Source organism: Ancylobacter pratisalsi (genome assembly GCF_010669125.1).
GTDB classification, from domain to species: Bacteria; Pseudomonadota; Alphaproteobacteria; order Rhizobiales; family Xanthobacteraceae; genus Ancylobacter; species Ancylobacter pratisalsi.
Genome location: NZ_CP048630.1, coordinates 2,612,999 through 2,631,095, shown reverse-complemented (window position 1 = coordinate 2,631,095; position 18,097 = coordinate 2,612,999). Strand labels below are relative to the sequence as shown.

At 68.1% G+C, this 18,097-nt stretch carries 14 protein-coding genes; 7 read left to right on the top strand and 7 right to left on the bottom strand.

The window, feature by feature from the left end; all coding sequences use genetic code 11:
- Nucleotides 1–331: 331 nt before the first annotated feature.
- Nucleotides 332–559 carry a hypothetical protein gene (locus G3A50_RS12330; protein WP_163075550.1) on the top strand — a complete coding sequence of 76 codons (228 nt, stop codon included), beginning with the start codon at nt 332–334 and terminating at the stop codon, nt 557–559.
- Nucleotides 560–580: 21 nt separating this feature from the next.
- Here the strand turns inward: G3A50_RS12330 and hisS are convergent, their stop codons facing one another.
- The 4 genes from hisS to G3A50_RS12310 all read right to left on the bottom strand — a co-directional run bounded on the left by hisS (nt 581) and on the right by G3A50_RS12310 (nt 6,409).
- The gene (hisS, locus tag G3A50_RS12325; RefSeq protein WP_163075549.1) at nt 581–2,194 is read right to left on the bottom strand and encodes a histidine--tRNA ligase; all 1,614 of its coding nucleotides are present in this window, start codon (nt 2,192–2,194) and stop codon (nt 581–583) included.
- A 222-nt stretch (nt 2,195–2,416) separates the two neighbouring features.
- Nucleotides 2,417–3,214, bottom strand: coding sequence for a phosphonoacetaldehyde hydrolase (gene phnX / locus G3A50_RS12320; RefSeq protein ID WP_163075548.1), 798 nt, complete (start codon nt 3,212–3,214; stop codon nt 2,417–2,419).
- A gap of 21 nt (nt 3,215–3,235) precedes the next feature.
- Complete coding sequence (locus G3A50_RS12315) at nt 3,236–4,354, bottom strand: TIGR03364 family FAD-dependent oxidoreductase (RefSeq protein WP_163075547.1); 1,119 nt, start codon at nt 4,352–4,354, stop codon at nt 3,236–3,238.
- A 123-nt stretch (nt 4,355–4,477) separates the two neighbouring features.
- Nucleotides 4,478–6,409, bottom strand: coding sequence for a tetratricopeptide repeat protein (locus G3A50_RS12310; RefSeq protein ID WP_163075546.1), 1,932 nt, complete (start codon nt 6,407–6,409; stop codon nt 4,478–4,480).
- Nucleotides 6,410–6,660: 251 nt separating this feature from the next.
- Here G3A50_RS12310 and aptA point away from each other — a divergent pair, with 251 nt between their 5' ends.
- The 3 genes from aptA (at nt 6,661) to G3A50_RS12295 (ending at nt 11,058) form a co-directional block, all read left to right on the top strand.
- Nucleotides 6,661–8,010 (top strand): omega-aminotransferase AptA, encoded by a 1,350-nt coding sequence (aptA, locus tag G3A50_RS12305; RefSeq protein ID WP_163075545.1) that lies wholly within the window; start codon nt 6,661–6,663, stop codon nt 8,008–8,010.
- A 113-nt stretch (nt 8,011–8,123) separates the two neighbouring features.
- Complete coding sequence (hrpB, locus tag G3A50_RS12300) at nt 8,124–10,604, top strand: ATP-dependent helicase HrpB (RefSeq protein WP_163075544.1); 2,481 nt, start codon at nt 8,124–8,126, stop codon at nt 10,602–10,604.
- Nucleotides 10,605–10,815: 211 nt separating this feature from the next.
- On the top strand, nt 10,816–11,058 hold the full coding sequence (locus G3A50_RS12295; RefSeq protein ID WP_163075543.1) for a hypothetical protein: 243 nt from the start codon (nt 10,816–10,818) through the stop codon (nt 11,056–11,058).
- Nucleotides 11,059–11,070: 12 nt separating this feature from the next.
- On the opposite strand, the gene G3A50_RS12290 is transcribed toward G3A50_RS12295, so the two are convergent.
- The gene (locus G3A50_RS12290) at nt 11,071–12,390 is read right to left on the bottom strand and encodes a hemolysin family protein (protein WP_163075542.1); all 1,320 of its coding nucleotides are present in this window, start codon (nt 12,388–12,390) and stop codon (nt 11,071–11,073) included.
- Nucleotides 12,391–12,570: 180 nt separating this feature from the next.
- Here G3A50_RS12290 and aroC point away from each other — a divergent pair, with 180 nt between their 5' ends.
- The 3 genes from aroC (at nt 12,571) to G3A50_RS12275 (ending at nt 16,018) form a co-directional block, all read left to right on the top strand.
- Nucleotides 12,571–13,683, top strand: a complete 1,113-nt coding sequence (gene aroC, locus G3A50_RS12285) for a chorismate synthase (RefSeq protein WP_163075541.1) — start codon at nt 12,571–12,573, stop codon at nt 13,681–13,683.
- A 76-nt stretch (nt 13,684–13,759) separates the two neighbouring features.
- Nucleotides 13,760–15,064, top strand: coding sequence for a 3,4-dihydroxy-2-butanone-4-phosphate synthase (ribB, locus tag G3A50_RS12280; RefSeq protein ID WP_163075540.1), 1,305 nt, complete (start codon nt 13,760–13,762; stop codon nt 15,062–15,064).
- A gap of 150 nt (nt 15,065–15,214) precedes the next feature.
- On the top strand, nt 15,215–16,018 hold the full coding sequence (locus G3A50_RS12275; RefSeq protein WP_163075539.1) for a DUF1194 domain-containing protein: 804 nt from the start codon (nt 15,215–15,217) through the stop codon (nt 16,016–16,018).
- Between the two features lie 6 nt (nt 16,019–16,024).
- Here the strand turns inward: G3A50_RS12275 and G3A50_RS12270 are convergent, their stop codons facing one another.
- Both G3A50_RS12270 and G3A50_RS12265 read right to left on the bottom strand, forming a co-directional pair.
- Complete coding sequence (locus G3A50_RS12270) at nt 16,025–17,293, bottom strand: class I SAM-dependent RNA methyltransferase (protein WP_163075538.1); 1,269 nt, start codon at nt 17,291–17,293, stop codon at nt 16,025–16,027.
- Nucleotides 17,290–18,081, bottom strand: a complete 792-nt coding sequence (locus G3A50_RS12265) for a TlyA family RNA methyltransferase (protein ID WP_163075537.1) — start codon at nt 18,079–18,081, stop codon at nt 17,290–17,292. The genes G3A50_RS12270 and G3A50_RS12265 overlap by 4 nt, the downstream gene beginning before the upstream one ends.
- Nucleotides 18,082–18,097: the final 16 nt, after the last annotated feature.

Genomic DNA, 18,097 nt, shown 5'->3' with positions numbered 1-18,097 from the left:
CTCAAACACCGCGTGCGGGGCGCCGGAAGCGGCGCGTCGGTTGGTTGACGAAAGGCTTGCACCACCTTCTACCCACACGGTGCAGGCGACCGCCGGAGCGTTCCGCCCCGGCGCCCCGCGCGCCCTCCTCACGGGCGCTCCGTGCCGCACCCGCCCGGCCCCGACAGGGGTGCGGGCGCTCCCGCGCGCCCGCCGGCAGAAAGCCGCGCGGCCGTGGGCGCCTGCCCTCTGGCGCAACCGCGCGGGCGGGCCTATCTCGTGGCCGCACGGGGCTGAGAGCGCGGCGCAGGGCACGCGCGATGCCCCGCCTTGAAGACCGGAGACGAAGGCGATGAACGACGCGGTGAGACAACTGAATGCGTGGTTCCGGGCCAATGGCCTGAACCCGGCCGATTTCCGTCTCAGGATCGAGGCCAACACCATCACCGCCCAGCGCGACCTGCTGAAGCTGTTCAAGGCCGAGGTCGAGCCTCAGCTCACCCCGCCGGCCGCCCCCCACCGCAAGGCCACGCTGGAGGGCATCGAGATCTCGGTGGAAGGCCCGCTGCACGGCTTTTAAGGGCGGCGGTGCGCCCGCGTCTCAGCCGAGCGCCGCGCCGTGGGGCACGCCGTGATGGTCCAGCACCTCACGCACCTTCGCCACCAGCTCGGCCTCCGCGCAGGCGAACTGCGCCGGCCGGCTCTCGCGCCACTCGGTGTTGTCGGTAATCGCCGCCGCGGCCTTGGCGCCCTCGATCAGGTCCTTGATCTGCACGGTGCCGGCCTGCCGCTCATCCGAGCCCTGGATCACCACGCATGGCGAGTTGCGCCGGTCGGCATATTTGAACTGGTTGCCCAGATTCTTCGGGTTGCCGAGATACATCTCGGCGCGGATGCCGGCCTGGCGCAGCATCCCCACCAGCTTCATGTAATGGGCGCTCTGGTCGCGATCCATCACCACGACCACCACCGGGCCGTAGTCCGGCGCCGCGTCCTTCTCCTTGAGATAGGACAGCGCCGAGGCGAGCCGCGAGACGCCGATGGAAAATCCGGTCGCCGGCACCGCTTCCCCCCGGAAGCGCCCGACCAGCCCGTCATACCGCCCGCCGCCGCCAACCGAACCGAACCGCACCGGGCGGTCCTTCTCGTCCTTCACCTCGAAGGTCAGCTCCGCCTCGAAGACCGGGCCGGTGTAATATTCGAGACCGCGCACAACGGATACGTCCATACGAATTCGGTTGGTCCCATAGCCGGCTGCTCGAACCAGATCGCTGATCGCCTTCAGCTCTTTAAAACCTTCATGAGCGGGGTGCCCTTCAGGAAAGCGCTCGAGATAAGTCGCAAGCTGAAGCGAGTTAGAAGGGAAGGCCGTTAAGCCATTGTCGGTGAGAACTGAATAATCGTCATCCGCAGCGGCATCCCGCGCCACCATGAACAGTTCCTGCGGATGTTGAGCGTATCCGAGGTAGAAAAGCTCAAGTGAGTTGATTTGGCGCTCATCCAGCCCCGCCCCCTTGGTGAAGTCGCCGCTCTTGGCCTCCGGGTTCTCCCAGCGCCCCTCGCCCAGCAGATCGCGCACGCCCTCAACGCCGACCTTGTCGAACTTGTCGATGGCGCGCAGCACGGTCAGGCGGCGCCCGGCATTCTCGTCGCCGCCGAGGCCGATCGCCTCCAGCACGCCGTCCAGCACCTTGCGGTTGTTGACCTTGATCACATAGTCGCCGCGCGGAATGCCCAGCGCTTCCAGCGTGTCGGCGGCCATCATGCAGATCTCGGCGTCGGCGGCGACGGTGGGGGCGCCCACCGTGTCGGCGTCGAACTGCATGAACTGGCGGAAGCGGCCGGGGCCGGGCTTCTCGTTGCGGAACACCCAGCCGGCGCGGTAGCTGCGGAACGGCTTGGCGATGTCCTGGAAATTCTCCGCCACATGGCGGGCCAGCGGCGCGGTCAGGTCATAGCGCAGGCTCAGCCACTGGTCGTCGTCGTCCTGGAACGAGAACACCCCCTCATTGGGCCGGTCCTGATCGGGCAGGAACTTGCCGAGGGCGTCGGTGTACTCGACGAAGGGCGTCTCCAGCGCCTCGAAGCCATAGAGCTCATAGACCTTGCGGATGGTCTCCAGCATGGTCCGCGTCGCGGCCAGTTCCGCCGGCCCGCGATCGGCGAAGCCGCGCGGCGAGCGCGCCTTGAGTTTGCTGGGCTTGTCCTTGGCCATGATGGGCGCCATTCCTTGAGCACGGGTCCGGCGCGCGGTTTAGAGGATGGCTGGCCAACCGGCAACCACCGCGCCCCAACCCCACGGAGCCCCAGCCCCTCGGAAAGCGCCAAAACCCCGCCGCAAGGCGGGCCAAAGTTCGCTCAGGGTCGAAGCCCCACTGCAGGGCGGGCCAAGTGCACTCAGGGTCGAAGCACCGCCGTAAGGCGGGCCAAGGCACTCTCAGGGTCGAAGCCCCGCCGTAAGGCGGGCTTCGATGGCATCCAGCACCGGCAGCAGGTCCGCCACGCTGTCGATCACGAAATGCGCCCCCGCCGCGAACAGACGGGCGCTGGCCCGGGCCCGCAGCGCCGCGCGCTCATCCGGCGACAGGGCGACGAGTTCCTCGCGCGACAGACCGGCCGCATTGCCGGAAAGCGCCAGCCCCACCGTCCACGTGCCCGCCGCCAGTCCCTCGGCGATGCCCGGCTCGGTGTCGTCGAGCTTGACGCAGGCCGAGGGCGGCCACACGCCGAGATCGGCGAAGGTGCGGTACATCATCAGCGGGGATGGCCGCCCGGCGGAGAGGTCCCCGGCGCACACTACATTGTCCGGCGCGTAGCCCGCCTCGGCCGCGAGCGGCATCAGCTTCTCCATGATCGGGCGGGTATAGCCCGTCGTGGAACCGATTTTCATGCCCCGCCGGCGCGCCTCGCCCACCACGTCCAGAAGGCCGGGAATAAGGTCGGCGTGCCGCGGGATCACCTCGACATTCAGCGGTTCGAAGATCGCCAGCACCCGGTCGACATCGGCTTCGGTCGGCGCCGCGCCATGGGCGGCCTGCCAGCGCGCGGCAATCTCCGGGCTGTAGATCAGCGTCGCCACATGGTCGCGCTTGGGCAGGCCCATCGGCCCGCGCGCCTCGGAAATGGAGATCTCGATCCCCACCTGCGCGAAGGCCTCGACAAACGCCCCCATCGGCGCCCGGGAGCCGAAATCGACCGCCGTGCCGGCCCAGTCCAGAATGAGCGCCTTGAGCATATGGGTTCCTCGCCGCAGAGATCAGTCGAAAAGCTCGGCCACCGCCTCTTCCGCGATGGCGAAGCCCGTGGAGGCGCCGGTGCCGCTGGTCACCACCACGAGGCGGATAGCGGGGTCCGGCCGGTCGATGAAGGCCAGCCGGTCCGGTGCCGACGCATAGGTGCCGGTCCAGCGCTCGACCACCCGCTCCGGTCCCCGCCCGAACAGCGCGGCATATTCGTCGAGAATCAGGTCGTCGACATGCTCGGGCGCAAAGGGGTCGGGCGTGGCATCGTAATGATGGCTGTCGCCGACAATGAGCGAACCGTCGCCCGACTGCACGACAATGAGATGAACGCCGTTGGCGAGATGGTCGGCCTGCTCGGCCGCCAGCCGCCGCTTCAGCGGCTCGGCTTCCGGCAGCTCCGCATAGCCCAGATACCGCCCCAGCGAGAGGTCGGTCATCACCGAGCCCGGCAGCGTTCCCACGCCCGGATCGACGACGCGGAGCATATGAAGCTTGCAGCGGGTCAGGCCATAGGGCGCAAAGCGCCCGTCCAGCAGGGTATGAAAATCATCGCCCGGCGCCACCACGATCCGCGAAGCCCGGACCGGGCCGCCCGAGGTGTCGATCCGACCCGGTTCCACGCCGGTAACGGCGGTTTCGCGGCGGAAGGTAACGCCCTTGGTCTCCAGCCAGGCGGCAAGCCGGGGGATCGCGTCGCGCGATTCGACCCGCAAATCATGCGGGCTCCACAACGCGCCCGTCACCTCGCCTTTCAGCGCCGGCAGCCGGGCACGGGCCTCGTCGGGAGAAAGCCGGGCACAGCCCTCGCCCATCTCGGTCGCCATGAAGGCATCGAGCACCGGCACCGCCTCCGGCCGGCGCACCGCGACCAGCAGGCCGCGATGGACGATCTCGATTCCCGCCTGCGGGGCCACCTCCGCCCAGATATCGCGCGACCGCATCGCCCGCCGCCAGCACTCGCCGCGCTGCTGGCCGGTCACGGTGACGAAGCCGAAGTTGCGTACCGAGGCGCCGTTGGCGCGGGCATCGCGATCGACAACCACAACTCTCAAACCGCGCCTGAGCGCGGCCAGGGCGTGGCCGAGGCCGACGACGCCGGCACCGACAATGGCGAGATCAAAGCTGTCCGACATGGCGGGTCCGCTGGCAGGAGCGGGCGGCAGGCGCCCGCCGGGAAATGGCATAGCCTTCTAGCCGGTTCGCGTCCTGCCCGCCACGGAACGATGGTGGCTGGCGGCGCTTTCGCGCCGCAGCGGTCAATCCGCCGCAGCGGAGGATTTGACGATGGGCAGCCCCGCCGCGGCGAGGTCCGCCTTCACCCGCTTCGCCACCGCGGGGGCAGGGAAGAAACGCTCGATCATCGCCTCCGGCTCGGTCTGCCAGGCCGGCGCGATCTGTACCAGCTTGCGCAGGTCCGACTGCGCCGCCTCGTGCTCACCGGCCATGTTGCTGGCAAGCGCCCGGGCCAGCAGGCCCGGCGCGTAGCCATCGCCCATGAGCTGGTCCGCGGCGGCAGCCGCGCCCGGTGCGTCCCCGCGCAGATAGGCGGCGATGACGCGGTGGAAATCCACCCATGGGGGCATGCCGGGCGCGGCCGCGCTCGCCGTTGCCAGCATCGCCTCTCCGCGATCGAGCTCCCCCAGCGCGATCAGGCGTCCGGCGAAATCGGCCAGCACGTCGACATCGTAGGGATTGAGGGTCACCGCCGTCTCGCCGGAGGAGATCGCGGCGGAACGCTCGCCCCGGAAGAAGTGGACGTCCATCAGCACGCGGCGGGCATAGGCGCTGGTCGGGGCCAGCTCGACCGCCTGTTCGGCGGCGGCCAGCGCCCGGCTCAGCGCCGGAGGGCCGGGCCGGGCCTCCACGCCGTTACGGATTTCATCGAGATGGAGCTCCGCCAGCAAGGCATAGCCAAGTGCGAAGGTGCTGTCGGTGGCGACGATCCCTTCGAGGCACTGGCGGGCACGTTCATGGTCGGCGGGAAGATAGCTGCGCCAGTAGGAATAGGCCTCGAGCACGCAGCCATAGGGACCGGCCTTCTCCGGGCCGCCGGAAGCGGTAACGCGGGCGCGGGCTCTGGCTTGAATCACGCCATAGGGTTCGGCGATGGCCGCCATGATGTCGCGCACCAGCGACACCTCGGTCGCGGAAGGATCCTGTCCCGGCTTCAGGCTGTCGAACTCGCGCGACCAGACAATCGTGCCGTCGCACAGGTCGGAAAGCCGGAGCAGCACCGACAGGCTGCCATCCTCATGGTTTTCCACCAGCCCGCCAAGCGCGAAGGCCGAATGCGGGGAAACACCCCCGGCGCCGCAGCTCACGGCGGGCCGGGCCTCCGGGCTGGCGAGCACGTCGAGCATGTCGAAGCGCGCCAGCGCGTCCCGCACCCGCACTTCGATCGCGCGGGCCGTGAACTCGCCGCTGGTCACCACCCCGGCGCTGCGGGTGATCTCGCTGGGCGGCAGCGGCGCGCCGCCGGTGCTGTCGAAGGGGCGCACCTCGACCATGGGCATGCCCAGCCGGTTGGTACGTTCGAGTGGATGCCAGGCCACCCCGGAAACCAGCGCCCGCCAGGCCATCGGATCGACCGTCTCGACCACGAGGCCCGCGAGCACGACGGTGGCAAGGAGAATCAGCACCGAGACGGCAACCGCCTGCGGTTTCCACCAGCGGCGGGGAGAAGGTGCGACCCGGACCGGGGCAACGTCCGCAGGCCTGTCCGGGGGGCCCGGCGGCGCGAGCGCGTTCTCGGCATCGACCGCCGCCAGCTCGGCGCGGGACGTGTCTGTCAGGCGGCGCGGCACGAACAGTGGCACGTAACTGCCACGCGGCACCACGATCTCGATCTCGTCACCCGTGCCGGCACCGGCGTAGTAGCGTTCCAGCGCCCGGCGCAGCCGCGTCGCCTCCACCCGCACGATGGGGTCCGCCTGCGGATCGAAGGAAGCGTCGCGCCCCAGCGCCTCGACCGCGATCGTATATCCCTTGATGGCGTCGCGTCGGCCTTCCAGGGTCGCCTCGACGACAAAGCGCAGAATGTTCGAGAGCTGTGGCGAGGAACTCAGTTCCTCCGACTCCAGCACGTTCGCGAGAGCACGCCGAACCTGCTCGGGCGCGACGGCATCCGTCGGCTTGCCGGGCGAAGACGTCGCTTCGTCCGCCGGTTCGGTATTCGTGCTGTCGAGCACTCTGAAGTTCCTCTCGCGGCCCCTGCCGGAGCGATCCCGGCGGCGGCCTGTCAGAAAACCTAACGCTAGGTGAGTCTACCACGGCTTGCGGCGAGTTGATGGCCGCTCCCGACATCCGCGGTCAAGCGGCACGGGCCGATAGAAAGGAAAGTGATCACATCATCACAATTTCTCGTAAGCGGATTGATGCTCAAGCATTATACATGGCCAAAATCGCGGCTTTACCCGCGCCGATTTACTGGAGACCGGTCATGTCTGTCGCCTACGATTTCGACACCGTCAGCACGGCTACGCCGAACGACCTCGAAGCGTTCTGGATGGGTTTCACCGCGAACCGCGCCTTCAAGGCGCGTCCGCGCATGGTGGCCCGCGCCAAAGACATGCACTACTTCACGCCCGAAGGCCGTCCCATTCTTGATGCCTCTGCCGGCCTGTGGTGCGCCAATGCGGGGCACAGCCGCGACCCGATCGTGCAGGCGATCCAGAAGCAGGCGGCAGAGCTCGATTTCGCGCCCACCTTCCAGTACGGCCACCCCACCGCCTTCCGCGCCGCCTCGCGCATAGCCGAGCTGGCGCCGGGCGATCTCGACCATGTGTTCTTCTGCAACTCGGGTTCCGAGGCGGACGATACCGCGCTCAAGATCGCGCTGGCCTATCACGCCATTCGCGGCAACGGCACGCGCACCCGTCTGATCGGCCGTGAGCGCGGCTATCATGGCGTCGGCTTCGGTGGCATCTCGGTCGGTGGCATCTCGCCGAACCGGCGCTTCTTCGGCGGCATGCTGACCGGCGTCGACCACCTGCCCCACACCTATGACCGCGAGAAGCAGGCCTTTTCCAAGGGCGAGCCGGAATGGGGCGCCGAGCGCGCCGAGGCACTGGAAGGCATCGTCGCGCTGCATGACGCGCAAACCATCGCGGCGGTCATCGTCGAGCCCATGGCCGGCTCCACCGGCGGCCTGCCGGCTCCGAAGGGCTATCTCAAGCGCCTGCGCGAGATCTGCGACAAGTACGGCATCCTGCTGATTTTCGACGAAGTGATCACCGGTTTCGGCCGCCTCGGCTTCCCCTTCGCCGCCGAGCGCTACGGCGTGGTGCCGGACATGATCGCCTTCGCCAAGGGCGTGACCTCCGGCACAGTGCCGATGGGCGGCGTCATCGTGCGCAAGGGCATTTACGACACCTTCATGGACGGCCCGGAGCACGTCATCGAACTGTTCCACGGCTATACCTATTCGGGCCACCCGCTGGCCTGCGCGGCCTCGTTGGCCACGCTCGATCTCTACCGCGACGAGGGTCTGTTCGAGCGCGCGCGGGAGATGGAGCCGGTTTTCGCCGATGCGATGATGAGCCTGAAGGGCAAGCCCGGAATCCTCGACATCCGCACCGTCGGCCTCGTCGGCGCCTTCGACATGGCGCCGAGCCCCGAAGGCCCCGGCAAGCGTGGCTTCAAGGCGATGGAAGTGGGCTTCCACGACAACGGCATCATGTTCCGCGTCACCGGCGACACCCTCGCCGTCAGCCCGCCGCTGATCATCAGCGAAAGCCAGGTCGGCGAGATCGTCGACAAGTTGTCCAAGACCATCGACGCGGTGATGTGACAACCTGCTGAGGGCTGCGATCTCAGGAATGCAGCCCTCGTACCGCCATCGAGCGGCGCGCCATCCCTGAACGGCCGGGTGACACTGCGCCCGTGGGGCATTAAGCCTGCCCCATGACCTACCGGGCCGCCACTCTCCTGCCCATCGACGACGCCTTGCCGGCGTTGACCGCGACGCTTGCCGCCGGCAATGCCGCCGTCCTCGTCGCCCCACCCGGCGCGGGCAAGACGACGCGCGTGCCGCTGGCGCTGCTGGACGAGCCCTGGATCGCGGGCCGGCGAATACTGGTGCTGGAGCCCCGCCGCCTCGCCGCCCGTGCCGCCGCCGAGCGGATGGCCGCGACATTGGGCGAGAGCGCCGGCGAAACCGTCGGCTACCGCGCCCGCTTCGGCACCCGTGTGGGGCCCCGCACCCGGATCGAGGTGATCACCGAGGGCATCTTCACCCGCATGATCCTTGACGACCCGGAACTCTCCGGCGTCGCCGCCGTGCTGTTCGATGAATTCCACGAACGCAGCCTCGATGCGGATCTCGGCCTTGCCCTCGCCCTCGATGCCCAGGGCGCCCTCCGCGAAGATCTTCGCATCCTGGTCATGTCCGCGACACTCGACGGCGCGCGGGTGGCCAGGCTGCTTGGCGATGCACCGGTAGTGGAAAGCCTCGGCCGCGCCTACGCGGTCGAAACCCGCTACCTCGGCCGGCAACCCGACCGGCCGATCGAGCGCCAGATGGCGGACGCGGTGCTGCGTGCGCTCGGTGCCGAGGCCGGCTCGGTGTTGGCCTTCCTGCCCGGCGCCGCCGAAATCCGCCGGACGGAAAGACTGTTGCGGGAGATGATCCGCGATCCCGACATCGAGATCGCCCCGCTCTTCGGCGCACTCGACGCTCGTGAGCAGGATCGCGCCATCGCCCCTTCGCCGCCCGGCCGGCGTAAGGTGGTGCTCGCCACCTCCATTGCAGAGACAAGCCTCACCATCCAGGGCGTACGCATCGTCATCGACAGCGGCCTCGCCCGTCTGCCACGTTTCGATCCCTCGGTCGGACTGACGCGCCTCGTCACCGCACGTGTGTCGCGGGCGGCAGCGGACCAGAGACGCGGGCGCGCCGGCCGCACGGAGCCCGGCACCTGCTGGCGCCTTTGGGACGAGCCCGAAACTGCCAGCCTGCCCGCCTTCGCCCCGCCGGAAATCCTCTCGGCCGACCTGTCGCGCCTCGTTCTCGACCTAATGGTCTGGGGGGCGCGAGATCCGGGTAGCCTTGCCTTTCTCGATCCCCCTCCCCAGCCGGCCGTAAAGGAGGCGCGGGCTCTGCTCCGTAATCTCGGGGCACTTGATGCGGATGGCCGGGTCACCGATCTGGGCCACGCCATGGCACGTCTGCCGCTGGAACCACGGCTCGCCCGCATGGTCATCGAGGGCGCCCGGCGCGGGGCGGGCGAAGAGGCCGCGTCCATCGCGGCCATCCTCAGCGAACGCGGTCTCGGCGGGGATGCGCCCGATCTCGCCCATCGCCTGGACACCCTTGCCCGCGATCGCACCCGGCGCGGCGAGGAAGCCCGCCGTCTGGCCGGGCGGTGGGCACGCGAAGCCGGGGCGCTGGCCGGCAGGAAGAAGGGGGACGCCTTGCCGCCCTCTCCAGCCATCCTGCTCGCGCTGGCCTTCCCCGATCGCATCGCCCGTGCACGCGGCGACGGCCGCCGCTTCGTCCTCGCCAATGGACGTGGGGGCGCGCTCGATCCGGCCTCCGCTCTGGCGAGGGCGCGCTTCCTTGTCGCCGGAGAGGTTGCAGGCGATGCGGAGGAGGCCCGCATCCTGCTCGCCGCGGAGCTGACGGAAGACGAGATCGAAGCCGAATTCGGCTCCCTTATCGAGGAAACCGTCGAGACCAGCCTGGACCCCGCTTCCGGTTCCCTGCGCGCGCGGCGGCTGCGCCGGCTCGGCGACCTTGTCCTCGCCGAACGGACAGCGCCGGTGAAGCCAGGCGCGGATACGGCACAGGCTCTCGCCACCGCCGCCGCGACGCGTGGCCTTGAGCGGCTAGGCTGGTCGAACCATCAGCGCCAATGGCTGGATCGTGTACGGTTCCTGCATGCGAGTGCTCCCGATATCTGGCCGGACCTCTCGCCCGAAGGGCTCGCCGCCACCGTCGAGGACTGGCTCGCCCCGGCGCTGGAGGGATTGACCTCACTGGGCGGCATCGATGCGGACCGGCTCGGCCAGGCACTCGCCGGCCTGCTGCCGTGGGACCTCGCCCGCCGGATGGACGAACAGGCCCCGACCCATATCGAGGTGCCCACCGGCTCACGCCTTCCCGTCGACTATGCCGCGGAGGGCGGGCCCCGGCTGGCCGTGCGTGTGCAGGAACTGTTCGGACTTAAGACCCACCCCACCATTGCAGACGGACGGGTGGCACTGACCCTCGCCCTGCTTTCGCCGGCACACCGGCCAATCCAGCTGACCCGCAACTTGCCGGATTTCTGGAGCGGCTCCTGGCGTGACGTGCGCGCAGAGATGCGCGGGCGCTATCCCCGGCATCCCTGGCCGGAAGACCCCGCCAATGCCGAGCCAACCCGCCGCGCCAAGCCGCGCAGCTGACGCGCCGACGCCGAAAAATCGCGAGCCGGCGTCTCGCGAACTACTGGCAATTTATTACCCGTTGTCTGCAAAGCGTTAACCACGGACGGAGAGTCCGGAAGGTGACGGCGCGCTTTAACGCGTGGTCAACATCTGCGGCCCAAGGTGTCCGAACAATAAAATCTGTCCTTAGGCAGATCGGATGCAGAAGAGCGCAAGCAGAGTACGGATCATGAGAGAGCTGGTGGACAGGGAGCTGGTCGATCGCCGTCTGGCCAACCACCGTCCGGCCTACGGCCGACGCGCAGCCATAGCGCGTCGGCCGCATGGTACCGGGCTTGAATACGGGCTGATCGCCGCCGCGCTGGCGGTAGCCATCGTCACCGTGGTCGCCGGTCTCGGCGCCCGCTATGGAGGGGCGCAGGACGGGACCCAGGCGCCGCTCACCAGCACGATGCAGCGCGTATCCAACTGAAGAGAGCGCGGCTCAGCCGATCACAGGCGCCCGGCGGCGCGGCGCCACGGCCCGCGAGACCAGCAGCTTGTCGATACGCCGCCCATCCATGTCGATCACCTCGAAGCGCCAGCCCTTCGCCTCGAACGACACGCCCTCCAAAGGCAGAGCCTTGAGCTCGTGCAGCACGTAGCCCGCGGCGGTGTGAAAATCGGCATCCGCGGGAACATGGATCGCCAGCACCTCGGAAAGCTCGTCGATTGGCGTAGCCCCGGCGACCAGATAGCTGCCATCGGCGCGCTCGGTCACATGCGGCTTGGCCTGTCCGTCCTCGTCCAGCACGACGGTGCCGGCGATGGCATCGAGCAGGTCCGCCGGCGTCAATATGCCAACCATCGAGCCATACTCGTCCACCACCAGCGCCAGCGGTGACTCGGCGTGGCGAAGCGACTTCATCGCGTCCAGCGCTCCCGCCGTCTCCACGAGCACCGCGGCCGGCTTGACGAACTGGCGCGGATCCGGCGTCTGGCCGTCGAGATAGGCCTCGAGCAGGTCGCGTATGTCGATCACGCCGACGCTCTCGTCCGGGGTTCCCTCGCAGGCCGGCATGCGGGTGTGGCGCGTTTCGCGGATCGTCTGGCGCACGACATCGGGATCATCGGTCAGGTCGATCCAGTCGACATCCGTGCGCGGCGTCATCACGGCGCGAACCGGTCGGTCGGCAAGGCGCATCACGCCCCCGATCATCCGCCGCTCCTCGGGGTCGATCACGCCGGCGGTCTCCGCCTCGGCGACAATGGCGCGGATCTCCTCGTCGGAGACCTTGCTCCCGTCGCCCTGCGCGGCATCGCCGAGCAGGCGCAGCACCAGCCGAGAGGACAGGTCGAGGAGCCAGACCGCGGGGGCCGCGACGCGCGAGAGCAGCATCATGCTCGGCGCCACCATGCTGGCCAATCGCTCGGGGCTCTGCAGGGCGAGGCGCTTTGGAATGAGTTCGCCGATGATCAGCGAGACATAGGTTATGGCCGCCACGACGAGCGAATAGCCAAGGCCCCCGGCAATGCCCGGAGCCACGCCCTGCGCCTTCAGCCAATCCCCCATCATCTCGCCGAGCGTCGCGCCCGAGAAGGCGCCCGCGAGAATGCCGATCAGCGTGATGCCGATCTGCACGGTCGACAGGAATCTGCCCGGATCCGCCGCCAGTGAAAGCGCGATGCGCGCCCCGCGCGACCCCTTGTCCGCCATGGCACGCAACCGGGCGGGGCGAGCGGAAACCACGGAAAGCTCAGCCATGGCGAGAGCGCCGTTGATCAGCACGAGCAGGAGGACGACAGCAATTTCAAAGAGTGGCATCGGATGACGGGTGCAGCCTTGTTTCGTCATTATGTAGCATGGTTGTCCGCGCTGACCACGGCCCCCACCGCGATCGCGTGTGCCTTCATGCGCCCGCCGATGTTTGACGCCTGCCTCGGTGGCGCCTAGAAGCGCCCGGAAATCCCCTGATGACCACCTCCCAATGCTGGCGGAACGTCCATGTCCTTCAACACCTTCGGCCAGCTTTTCCGTGTGACGACGTTCGGCGAGAGCCATGGGCCGGCGATTGGCGGCGTCGTCGACGGTTGCCCTCCCGGAATTCGCTTCCGGCTGGAAGAGGTCCAAGCCGCGCTGGATCGGCGCCGCCCCGGCCAGTCGCGCTTCACCACCCAGCGCCGCGAACCGGACCAAGTGAAAATCCTCTCCGGAACGATCGAAGGCGAGAGCGGCGAGCTCACCACGACCGGCACGCCGATCGCGCTGCTCATTGAGAACGTCGACCAGCGTTCAAAGGACTATTCAGCGATATCGGAAAGCTACCGTCCCGGCCACGCCGACTATGCTTATGATCGCAAGTACGGCCTGCGCGACCATCGCGGGGGCGGGCGCTCCTCGGCGCGCGAGACCGCCATTCGCGTCGCCGCGGGCGCCATCGCCGCGAAGGTGCTGCCCGGCATCACGGTTCGCGCGGCGCTGGTACAGATGGGCGAGCTCTTCGTCGAGCGGGGCCGGTGGAACTGGGGCGAGGTCGATCGTAACCCCTTCTTCTGTCCTGACGCCGACGCGGCCCAGCAAATGGCGGAATATCTCGACGGCCTCCGCAAATCCGGCTCGTCCGTGGGCGCCGTCATCGAAGTGGTCGCCGAAGGTGTCCCCCCGGGCCTTGGCGCGCCGATCTACGGCAAGCTCGACGCCGACCTCGCCGCCGCCTTCATGAGCATCAACGCGGTCAAAGGCGTGGAGATCGGTGAGGGTTTCGCCAGTGCCACCCTCACCGGCGAGGCCAATGCCGATGAGATGCGGATGGGAAATGACGGCCAGCCCCTTTTCCTCTCCAACCATGCCGGCGGCATTCTTGGCGGCATCTCCACCGGTCAGGCGATTGTGGCCCGCTTTGCGGTAAAGCCGACCTCGTCCATCCTTACCCCGCGTCGCACGGTGACCCGATATGGCGAGGATGCCGAGATCGTCACCAAGGGCCGGCACGACCCTTGCGTCGGCATAAGGGCGGTGCCGGTGGGCGAGGCAATGATGGCGTGCGTGCTCGCCGACCACGCCCTTCGCGCACGCGCCCAGCTTGGCACGCCTCCGCAATGGCCGCTCCCGCGCTGAGAATGCAATTTCAGTATTGCTGAAATCGCCTTCGACTTTCATTGCCACCGAATGCGCTGCGAATTACCATGCCGGGATGAAACTCGCGGAATGGCTCACCAGGACAGGCACGACCCGTAGCGCGTTCGCGCGGTCCGTGGGCCTGTCGCCGGCAAGCATAACCGCGCTGTGCAAGGACGAACGGGCCTGGATCTCCCGAGAAGCGGGTTCAAGGATCGCCGCCGCGACGGGCGGGGCCGTGACGCCGAATGACTTCCTCGGGCTAGAAGGCGTAGAGGTGACGTACATGACCGACAATCTGCAGTCCCGCGTCGAGGCGGCGATCGAGGCTTTTGCTCGCGGCGACATGCTCGTCGTCACCGATGACGACGACCGCGAGAACGAAGGCGACATCATCGTCGCCGCTGTCCACGCGACGCCGGAAAAGCTCGCTTTCATCGTCCGCCACACCTCGGGCATCGTCTGCACACCGATTACCGCGGAGCATGCGAAGCGGCTTCGCCTCAGCCCAATGGTGACCGACAACGACGCCCCGCACTCGACCGCCTTCACCATTTCGGTCGACTACAAGCACGGCACGACCACCGGCATTTCCGCCGACGACCGCACCGCGACTGTGCGTGCGATGGCGAACCCGAATGCGGGCGCGACCGACTTCGTGCGGCCCGGCCACATCTTTCCGCTGATCGCGCGGGAAGGTGGCGTCCTGATGCGGTCGGGCCATACGGAAGCCGCCGTGGACCTTTGCCGCCTCGCCAATCTCGAGCCCGTGGGCGTCATCTGCGAGTTGGTGAATGATGACGGCTCCGTCATGCGCGGCCCCCGGGTCGACGAATTCGCCGCGACCCACAAGCTGACCCGCATCTCGGTCGCCGACCTGATCGCCTATCGCCAGCTCCGCGAGAAGCTGGTCTCGCGTGCCGCCGAATTCACCGCGCCGACCGCCGTCGGGGACATGCACGGCATCTCCTATGTGACGCCCTTCGAGTCGGTGAACCACATCGCGCTTGTTCACGGCAGGATCGGCGAGGGCCGCGACGTGCTGGTTCGCCTCCATCGCGCCGACCCCATCGGCGACGTTTTCACCGGCGGCAAGGCGATCCGCGCCTCACTTGAGCGGATCAAGGCCGAAGGACGTGGCGTGTTGATCTATCTGCGCGACGGCACGGCCGGCGTTCCCGCGACCGCTGTCGGTGGCGAGGAGCAGCCTGAAAGTGCGAAACTGCGCGACGAGAACTGGCGCGAGGTCGGTCTTGGTGCCCAGATTCTGCGCGACCTTGGGATTTCGTCGATCAGGCTTCTGGCGTCCCGCGCGCGGACCTATGTCGGCGTGGCCGGCTTCGGCATCGAGATCACGGGCACCGAGACGCTCGACACGTGAGCACGCCTACCCGGGTAACGACGGTCACATGAATGGCATCGGCGCCTGAAGGTTGCTCGCAATTTCGTCTTCTGGCCACCGGTTCGCCGTGTCACGATCATTGTGACGCGTCTCTGACACGTCGAGGTCCCGTCATCGACGGAGGTCGCGATGTCGTGTGTTCGCTTTTGCCTGGTTGTGTTTGCATGGCTCGCAGCGACGCTGGCGGGCTATCCCGCACGGGCGGATGAACGGGTCGATGTCGAGCTGGTGCTCGCGGTCGATGTCTCCTACTCGATGGACCTGGACGAGCTGGCCCTGCAGCGCGAGGGCTACATGAAGGCCGTCACCTCGTCCGAATTCCTCAACGCACTCAAGCTTGGACCCAACGGCCGCGTGGCGCTTGCCTATGTGGAATGGGCAGGCGTCGATGAGCAGAAGCTCGTGGTCGACTGGACCTTTGTCAGCGGACGGGAAGAGGCTGAGGCTTTCGCGCGCGCCATTCGCGATGCTCCGCTGCGCCGCGTCTACCGCACATCCATCTCCGGTGTGATGGATTTCGGTGCCGACCTGATCGAGAATAACGGCATACGGGGCCTGCGCCGCGTCATCGACATTTCAGGAGACGGCACCAACAATCAGGGACCGATGGTGGAACCCACCCGCGACTCGCTGGTCTCGCGTGGCATCACGATCAATGGCCTGCCTTTGATGCTGAAGGAGCCCGCCGGCTCGATGCTCGATATCGGCCAGCTCGACATCTATTACGAGGACTGCGTCATCGGCGGGCCGGGCGCCTTCGTCATCCCCGTTCGCGGTCCCCATGAATTCGCCGATGCCATCAAAACCAAGCTGGTGCTGGAAATCGCCGGCGTCACCCCGCCCCGGCAGTCTCTGGTGCACCGGGCGGCGGGCGAAGCGCGCATCTCCTGTACCATCGGCGAGCGCATGTGGATGGAGCGCTGGGGCAACTGAGGCCCCTCAGCGGCGGAATACGCCGACCAGCTCTATATGAGCCGAATAGAGGAACTGATCGACCGGCGTCACACTCTCCAGCCTGTACCCACCCTCGCACAGAATATGCGCGTCCCGGGCGAAGGTCGTCGGATCGCACGAGACGCCGACCACCAGCGGCACCTTGCTGGCGGCCAGCTGGCGGACCTGCGCCTCCGCCCCCTGGCGCGGCGGGTCGAACACCACAGCGTCGAACTCCTTGAGTTCGACAGGCAGCAGCGGGCGCCGGAACAGGTCCCTCGTCTCCGCAGTCACCGGCTTGAGCCCCATCGCACCGCGCACGGCGCGCTGAAGCGCCTCCACCGCCGACGCCGATCCCTCGTAGGCGCGGACCCGCGACTCTTCCGCAAGTCGCAGCGCGAAGGTGCCCACACCGCTGAACAGATCCGCAATCCGTCCCTGTCCGCGTGTCGCTTCCCTAACGAGAGAGGAGAGACGGACTTCGCCCTCGGCCGTCGCCTGCAGAAACGCACCCGGCGGAAGCGGCACCCGCACGCGCCCCATCGCGACCATCGGCGGTTCACGCTGTAGAACCAGCTCGCCATGACGTGACAGGCGCGCAAGTCCCAGTGTACCCGCGACCTCGGCCAGCGCCGCAACGCGCGCCGGCTTCAATGGTCCGCTCCCGCGCACATCCATGTCGAGGCCGGTGTCGGTCGCCGTCACCTGCAGGTCGAGCGGCTTTGCCAGCGGCGCCAGCACCTGAGCGACGGCCCAGGCCGCCGGCAGCGCGCCGGCCATCGACGGCGAGAGAATGGGGCAGGCGTCTATCGCAACGATGGCATGGCTCCGCCGTCCGGCAAAACCGACGGCAAGGATGTCCCGTCCCCCTTTCGCCGCGCCTCCGGGGCTGCGCGCATGGAAGGTCGCCCGCCGGCGCCCCTCTCCATGAGCGGGCACCAGCGCGGCGACGTCGGGTGCGAGACCGACCCGTGCCAGCGCGTCGACCACGAGAGCCCGCTTCCAGGCCTCATAGGGTTCGCGGCGCCAATGCTGGAATGCGCAGCCCCCGCACAGGCCGACGTGAGGGCAGATGGGATCACGACGCTCCGGGCTGGGATCGATCACGCCCAGCAGTCGCCCGCGATCGCCGACCCGCTCGATCTCGACCGTCTCGCCCGCCAGCGCCAGAGGCACGTAAACCGGCCCATCCTCCGTGACCGCGATGGCATCGCCGCGATGCCCCAGACGATCAATGGTGACGGTGAGACGGTCTGCGAGCGAGGAGGCGGTCATTTCGGCATTTCTCCCGCCCGCCGGGCGACCAGAAGGAATTCCTCATTGCCGTCGCCCCCGACTATCGGCGAGGCAAGGCGATGCGTCACCTTCCAACAGAGACCGGCAAGGCTTGCTTCGACGCGGTCCACCGCTTCCTGGCGCGCCACCCCGTCTTTGACGATCCCGCCTTTGGAGAGCTTGTCGCGCCCCACTTCGAACTGCGGCTTCACCAGCGCCGCCAGCATCGCCCGCGGCGCGGCATGGGAAAGCGCGGCGGGCAAAACCTGACCGAGCGCGATGAAACTGACATCGATGGTAACGATATCCGCAGGCGGCACCTCGCCCACCGTCAACCCGCGAATGTCCGTCGCCTCGAGCGAGACCACCCGCGTGTCGGACCGCAAACGCGCATGAAGCTGATCGCGTCCCACATCCACCGCGTGCACACGCCGGGCGCCGCGCGCGAGCAGCACCTCAGTAAACCCGCCGGTCGAGGCCCCGACATCCAGCCCCTCGAAGCCGGAAACATCAATACCGGCGGCGTCCAGCGCGGCCTCAAGCTTGAGGCCGGCCCGCGACACCCATTCATAGGCCTCACGGGCGTCGATGACCGCCTCCGTGCTGATCAGGTCGGAAGGTTTCGCGATACGGCGCCCATCGGCGGTCACCAGTCCGGCGGCAATGGCCGCCTGGGCGCGGGCGCGGCTGTCAAAGATGTTACGCTGCACCAGCACCCGGTCAGCGCGCTGGCGCCCGATGGGCGAGGCAGGCGCGGGGGGCGCCGAAACGTCGTCGTCAGCGATCATCGTCGCTCTCCGCGGC